The 6263-nt window shown below is 67.4% G+C and carries 6 protein-coding genes; 3 read left to right on the plus strand and 3 right to left on the minus strand.

Features of this window, described 5'->3' with window-relative positions:
* Window positions 1-93: 93 nt before the first annotated feature.
* Window positions 94-876 (minus strand): hydroxypyruvate isomerase, encoded by a 783-nt coding sequence (hyi, locus tag P3W75_RS20630; protein WP_276229168.1) that lies wholly within the window; start codon window positions 874-876, stop codon window positions 94-96.
* 129 nt (window positions 877-1005) lie between these two features.
* The gene (gene gcl / locus P3W75_RS20635) at window positions 1006-2781 is read right to left on the minus strand and encodes a glyoxylate carboligase (RefSeq protein WP_276229169.1); all 1776 of its coding nucleotides are present in this window, start codon (window positions 2779-2781) and stop codon (window positions 1006-1008) included.
* Window positions 2782-2890: 109 nt separating this feature from the next.
* Here gcl and P3W75_RS20640 point away from each other — a divergent pair, with 109 nt between their 5' ends.
* Together P3W75_RS20640 and P3W75_RS20645 are read left to right on the plus strand one after the other, a co-directional pair.
* Window positions 2891-3805: a LysR family transcriptional regulator gene (locus P3W75_RS20640; RefSeq protein ID WP_276229170.1), complete on the plus strand. Its 915-nt coding sequence runs from the start codon at window positions 2891-2893 to the stop codon at window positions 3803-3805.
* 185 nt (window positions 3806-3990) lie between these two features.
* The gene (locus P3W75_RS20645; protein WP_276229171.1) at window positions 3991-4422 is read left to right on the plus strand and encodes a GlcG/HbpS family heme-binding protein; all 432 of its coding nucleotides are present in this window, start codon (window positions 3991-3993) and stop codon (window positions 4420-4422) included.
* 121 nt (window positions 4423-4543) lie between these two features.
* Here the strand turns inward: P3W75_RS20645 and P3W75_RS20650 are convergent, their stop codons facing one another.
* Window positions 4544-5197 carry a TetR/AcrR family transcriptional regulator gene (locus P3W75_RS20650; RefSeq protein ID WP_276229172.1) on the minus strand — a complete coding sequence of 218 codons (654 nt, stop codon included), beginning with the start codon at window positions 5195-5197 and terminating at the stop codon, window positions 4544-4546.
* A gap of 169 nt (window positions 5198-5366) precedes the next feature.
* Here P3W75_RS20650 and moaA point away from each other — a divergent pair.
* A partial coding sequence (gene moaA, locus P3W75_RS20655; RefSeq protein ID WP_276229173.1) for a GTP 3',8-cyclase MoaA occupies window positions 5367-6263 on the plus strand: 897 nt, incomplete at its 3' end.

Consider the following 6263-nt stretch of genomic DNA (forward strand, 5'->3'; position numbering starts at 1 on the left):
GCGTCCCGCGTTCGCGGGAATGACGTTGGAAACCTCGATCTCCCGTCACCCCCGCGAACGCGGGGGCCCAGCGCCTTCGGACTCGTGTCCGGTTCAGATCGCGTTATGGCTCTTCAGCCAGCCGAGGCCCGCCTCGGTGGTGGTGGCCGGCTTGTACTCGCAGCCGATCCAGCCCTGGTAGCCGATGCGCTCCAGGTGGCCGAAGAGGAAGCGGTAGTTGATCTCGCCGGTGCCCGGTTCGTGGCGGCCGGGGTTGTCGGCCAGCTGGATGTGGTTGATGGCCGGCAGGTTCTTTTCCATGGTCCGGGCCAGGTCACCTTCCATGATCTGCATGTGGTAGATGTCGTACTGCAGGAACAGGTTGGGGCTGCCGACCTTCTCGCGCACGTCCAGCGCCTGCTGGGTGGTCTGCAGGTAGAAGCCGGGAATGTCGATCGTGTTGATCATTTCCATGACCAGCTTGATGCCCGCGGCCTCGAGCTTCTCGGCGGCGTACTCCAGGTTGTTCAGGAAGGTGTTCTCGACGGTCGCGCAGTCATGGCCCTGCGGGCGGATGCCGGCCAGGCAGTTGACCTGCTGGTTGCCCAGCACCTTGGCGTAGGCGATGGCCTTGTCGACGCCGGCGCGGAACTCCTCGACGCGGTCGGGGTGGCAGGCGATGCCACGCTCGCCCTTGCTCCAGTCGCCGGCGGGCAGGTTGAACAGCACTTGCTCCAGGCCGTTGGCGTCGAGCTTGGCCTTGATCACCTCGGCCTCGACGTCATACGGGAAGAGGTACTCGACCCCGCTGAAGCCGGCCTTGGCGGCGGCCTCGAAGCGGTCGAGGAAGTCCACCTCGGTGAACAGCATGGAGAGGTTGGCGCAGAAACGGGGCATGTCGGGGCCTCCTGTTGATGAATCACGCATTTCCGTAAAGGGGTGGGCCCCGTCGTGCGCAGGTCGTGGAATTCCCTGCCACTGTCCCCGCGTAGACGGGGCCCGGTACTTCGTCAGTCGAGCAGCGGCTCAATCCAATAGGGAGATGGCCGTGGGCGCGTCGTCGCGGTTCTGGGCCAGGTCCTCGAACTCGTTGATGGCGTTGATCTCGGTGCCCATGGCGATGTTGGTCACGCGCTCCAGGATCACTTCCACCACCACCGGCACGCGGTGCTGCTGCATCAGTTCGCGGGCCTGGGCGAAGGCGGCGCCGATCTGGTTCGGGTCGAACACGCGGATCGCCTTGCAGCCGAGGCCTTCCACCACGGCGACGTGGTCCACGCCGTAGCCGTTGAGTTCCGGTGCGTTGACGTTGTCGAACGCCAGCTGCACGCAGTAGTCGATCTCGAAGCCGCGCTGGGCCTGGCGGATCAGCCCCAGGTAGGAGTTGTTCACCAGCACGTGGATGTACGGCAGGTTGAACTGCGCGCCGGCGGCCAGCTCCTCGATCATGAACTGGAAGTCGTAGTCGCCGGACAGCGCCACTACCTGGCGGCTCGGGTCTGCCTTGACCACGCCCAGGGCTGCCGGAATGGTCCAGCCCAGCGGGCCGGCCTGGCCGCAGTTGATCCAGTGGCGCGGCTTGTAGACGTGGAGGAACTGCGCGCCGGCGATCTGCGACAGGCCGATGGTGCTGACGTAGCAGGTGTCCTTGCCGAAGAACTCGTTCATCTCCTCGTAGACGCGCTGCGGCTTCACCGGCACGTTGTCGAAGTGGGTCTTGCGCTGCAGGGTGCGCTTGCGCTCGCGGCAGGCTTCGACCCAGGCGCTGCGGTCCTTGAGCTTGCCGGCGGCCTTCCACTCGCGGGCCACGTCGAGGAACACGTCCAGGGCGGAACCGGCGTCGGAAACGATGCCCAGGTCCGGGGTGAACACGCGGCCGATCTGGGTCGGCTCGATGTCCACATGGATGAACTTGCGCCCGGCGGTGTAGACGTCCACGGAACCGGTGTGGCGGTTGGCCCAGCGGTTGCCGATGCCGAACACCAGGTCGGACTCCAGCACGCTGGCGTTGCCGTAGCGGTGCGAGGTCTGCAGGCCGCACATGCCGGCCATCAACGGGTGGTCGTCGGGAATCGTGCCCCAGCCCATCAGGGTCGGGATCACCGGCACGCCGAGCAGCTCGGCGAAGGCCACCAGCTTGTCCGAGGCGTCGGCGTTGATGATGCCGCCGCCGGCGACCAGCAGCGGGCGCTCGGCGTCGTTGAGCAGCGCCAGGGCCTTCTCGGCCTGGGTCCGGGTGGCGCTAGGGCGCTGCACCGGCAGCGGCTCGTAGGCGTCGATGTCGAATTCGATCTCGGCCATCTGCACGTCGAACGGCAGGTCGATCAGCACCGGGCCGGGGCGGCCGCTGCGCATTTCGAAGAAGGCCTTCTGGAAGGCGTAGGGCACCTGGCCCGGCTCCAGCACGGTGGTGGCCCACTTGGTCACCGGCTTGACGATGCTGGTGATGTCGACCGCCTGGAAGTCTTCCTTGTGCATCCGCGCACGCGGCGCCTGTCCGGTGATGCAGAGGATCGGGATGGAGTCGGCGGAGGCCGAGTAGAGGCCGGTGACCATGTCGGTGCCGGCCGGGCCGGAGGTGCCGATGCACACGCCGATGTTGCCGGCCGTGGTGCGGGTGTAGCCTTCGGCCATGTGCGAGGCGCCCTCGACGTGGCGGGCCAGCACGTGGTCGATGCCGCCGAGCTTCTTCATCGCCGCGTACATGGGGTTGATGGCCGCGCCCGGTACGCCGAAGGCGGTATCCACGCCTTCGCGGCGCATGACCAGGACGGCCGCCTCGATCGCTCTCATTTTGGCCATGACCTTTCCTCTTGAGTCGGTGGTTTTCTTGTTGGGGGCAAGGATGCCGGCTGTGCCAAAACGGCGGAATTGATGGATACTTCAGTTCTGTCGATATCTGGAGTATCGAATGGACCGCTATACCCTCATCCGCAGTTTCGTCCTGGTGGCCGACAACGGCAGCTTCGCCTCGGCGGCGCTGAGCGAAGGCGTGACCCCGGTGGTCATGGGCCGGCGCCTCGACGCGCTGGAGCAGCACCTGGGCGTGAAACTGATGCACCGCTCGACCCGCGGCCTGCAGCTGACCGACCTCGGCGAGCAGTACCTGGACCGCGCGCGCAGCCTGCTGAAGGACTTTGACGAGGCCGACGCCAGCGTCACCCGTGGCGGCAATTCGGTGCGCGGACACCTGGTGGTGTCGGCCCCGGCGGCGTTCGGCCGGCGCCACATCGCCCCCCACGCGCCGGCCTTCCTGGCGCGCTACCCGGACCTGAAGCTGTCGTTCAACTTCACCGACAGCCTGGTCGACCTGGTGCGCCAGGGCTACGACATGGGCATCCGCATCGGCGAGGTCACCGACCCCAACTACGTGGCGGTCAAGCTGTTCCCCAACCGCCGGGTAGTCTGCGGCTCGCCGGCGTACTTCGAACTGAACGGCGTGCCGCGCGTGCTGGAAGACCTGGCCCGGCACAACTGCCTGGCGTTCAACCTGCAGGGCGGCCAGCAGCGCGGCTGGACCTTCCTGCGCGATGGCCGCCAGGTGGCGGTGCGGGTTTCCGGCAACCTCGACTGCAACGACGGCGAGCTGCTCTACGACTGGGTCAAGCAGGGCCTGGGCATCGGCTGGCGCTCGACCTGGGAAATCCAGGCCGAGCTCAAGGCCGGCGAGTTGGTGACGGTGCTCGACGACTTCGAGATCCCCGCCTACGACATCCAGGCGGTGTACCCGCAGCAGCGCTACCTGCCGGCCAAGGTGCGGTTTTTCATCGACTACCTGAAGGCCATCTACAACACCCCGGGGTACTGGGAAACCCGGCATCCTTGAGCGGCTGAGTCGATACTGGTGTTGTACTTTTGTGATTTTGTTGTTGTGTACAAAATGTCGCAGGATTGTATTTAACCGTTGCGTCCGGGGATTCCTTCGGCTATTGCATTAGGGGTCTTGCAATGCCGCGCCCGCCTTTCGAGGGGCGCGGGCGAACCCCTGGCCACTTCCAAGAGGAATCCCTCATGAGCGAAATCAACCTGGACACCGCCCTGACCATCACTCGCAGCGCCCTGGCCGCCGGCCGCGAACTGTCCACCGCGCCGCTGACCGTGGCGGTGCTCGATGCCGGCGGCCACCTGGTGGCCCTGCAGCGCGAGGACGGCGCCAGCCTGCTGCGCCCGCAGGTGGCCATCGGCAAGGCCTGGGGCGCGGTGGCCCTGGGCAAGTCGTCGCGCGCGCTGGCCGCCGACGCCCAGCAGCGCCCGTCGTTCATCGCCGCGGTGAACACCCTGGCCCAGGGCAACGTGGTGCCGGCGCCGGGTGGCGTGCTGATCCGCGACAAGAGCAACCGGGTGATAGGCGCGATCGGCATCAGCGGCGACGCCTCGGACATCGACGAGCAATGCGCGATCCGTGGCATCCAGGCCGCCGGGCTGGTGGCCGACGCCGGGTAATTACCGGTAGAAGCGGGACGGAGAAGTGCTCTTGTAGGAGCGAGCTTGCTCGTGAACGGCCCCGCTGCGGAATCGGTTCGCGAGCAAGCTCGCTCCTACGAAAAACAGGGGCGGTGGAGGGTCAGAGCGGCAACGGCCGCATGCGCCCGCCGGCCTTGGCCGGCTCGCCGGCGTCCGGCGCGGTGCCGCGCAGCACCAGGCGGATGATGGTCTCGGCGGCGGCTTCGAAGTCGGCGTCGCTGAGGCTGTCCTTGCCGGTGACCATGGAAATCTGCCAGTCGAAGTCGGCGTAGGTCTGGGTCGCCGCCCAGATGGTGAACAGCAGGTGGTGCGGGTCCACCGGGGCCAGCAGGCCGCGGTCGATCCAGCTCTGCAGGCAGGCGATGTTGCGCTGCGCCTGGGCGTTCAGCTCGTCCAGGTATTCCTTGGGCAGGTGCGGCGCGCCGTGCATCAGTTCGCTGGCGAACACCTTGGAGGCGTGCGGCAGGTCCTGGGAGATGCGGATCTTCGAGCGGATGTAGGCGCGCAGAGCCTCGGCCGGCTCGTCGTCCTCGCGGAACGGCGCCGAAGCCTGCAGCAGCGGCTCCACCACGCTTTCCAGCACGCTGGCGTAGAGGTTTTCCTTGGACTGGAAGTAGTAGTAGACGTTGGGCTTGGGCAGCCCGGCGCGCGCCGCGATATCGCTGGTCTTGGTGGCGGCGAAGCCCTTTTCGGCGAACTCTTCGCTGGCGGCGCGGAGGATCAGGCGTCGATTGCGTTCGCGAATGCTGGTCATGGTCGGCGGGGTCTTCTTGTACGCGGGTAGCCCATGGTTGGGCCGGCGATGGTAGCACCCGCTCCGCGGGCCTCTCAAGCGAGGCGCTGGCAGGAAGTTGACCCGCCGTTCAGCTTTTCTGTAGAGTCTGCCGATCCTTCGCCGCAGCGCCTCGCGCGAGCCCGCCGCCATGTCCGACAGCCAACTGCTCGATCCCTTCGGCCGCCGCATCACCTACTTGCGCCTGTCGGTGACCGACCGCTGCGATTTTCGCTGCACCTACTGCATGAGCGAAGACATGCAGTTCCTGCCGCGCGACCAGGTGCTGAGCCTGGAAGAACTCTACGCGGTGGCCGACGCCTTCATCGGCCTGGGCGTGCGGCGCATCCGCATCACCGGCGGCGAACCGCTGGTGCGCAAGGGCCTGACCGCGCTGCTGGAGCGCCTCGGCGCGCGCCCCGAACTGGAAGACCTGGCGATCACCACCAATGGCTCGCAACTGCGCGAACGCGCCGCCGAGCTGCGCGCCGCCGGGGTGCGCCGGCTGAACGTCAGCCTCGACTCTCTGCGCCGCGAGCGCTTCGCCGCCTTCACCCGCAGCGATCGCCTGCCGCAGGTGCTGGACGGCATAGAGGCGGCGCGGGCCGCCGGCTTCGAGCGGATCAAGCTCAACTGCGTGGTGCAGAAGGGCCGCAACGACGACGAAGTCTGCGACCTGGTGGAATACGCGCTGGCCCACGGGCTGGACATCAGCTTCATCGAGGAGATGCCGCTGGGCAGCGTCAGCAGCCATGACCGCGCGCAGACCCTGTGCAGCAGCGACGAAGTCCGCGCGCGCCTGGCCGAACGCTGGCAGCTCACCCCCAGCCTGGAGCGCAGCGGCGGCCCGTCGCGCTACTACCGGGTGGACGGCTCGCCCAGCCGCATCGGCTTCATCTCGCCGCACAGCCACAACTTCTGCGGCGACTGCAACCGCGTGCGGGTCACCGCCGAGGGCAAGCTGGTGCTCTGCCTCGGCCATGAGGGCGCGCTGGACCTGCGCCAGCTGCTGCGCAGCCATCCCGGCGATGGCGCGCGCCTGCGCGCG

The sequence above is a fragment of the Pseudomonas citronellolis genome (assembly GCF_029335315.1).
Classification (GTDB): Bacteria; Pseudomonadota; Gammaproteobacteria; order Pseudomonadales; family Pseudomonadaceae; genus Pseudomonas; species Pseudomonas citronellolis_A.

Bases quoted from the DNA above. Each gene is read 5' to 3' on its own strand.
- P3W75_RS20645 (WP_276229171.1), top strand. From the start codon at position 3,991: ATGAGCGAAATCAACCTGGACACCGCCCTGACCATCACTCGCAGCGCC.
- hyi (WP_276229168.1), bottom strand. From the start codon at position 876: ATGCCCCGTTTCTGCGCCAACCTCTCCATGCTGTTCACCGAGGTGGAC.
- P3W75_RS20640 (WP_276229170.1), top strand. From the start codon at position 2,891: ATGGACCGCTATACCCTCATCCGCAGTTTCGTCCTGGTGGCCGACAAC.
- gcl (WP_276229169.1), bottom strand. From the start codon at position 2,781: ATGGCCAAAATGAGAGCGATCGAGGCGGCCGTCCTGGTCATGCGCCGC.
- P3W75_RS20650 (WP_276229172.1), bottom strand. From the start codon at position 5,197: ATGACCAGCATTCGCGAACGCAATCGACGCCTGATCCTCCGCGCCGCC.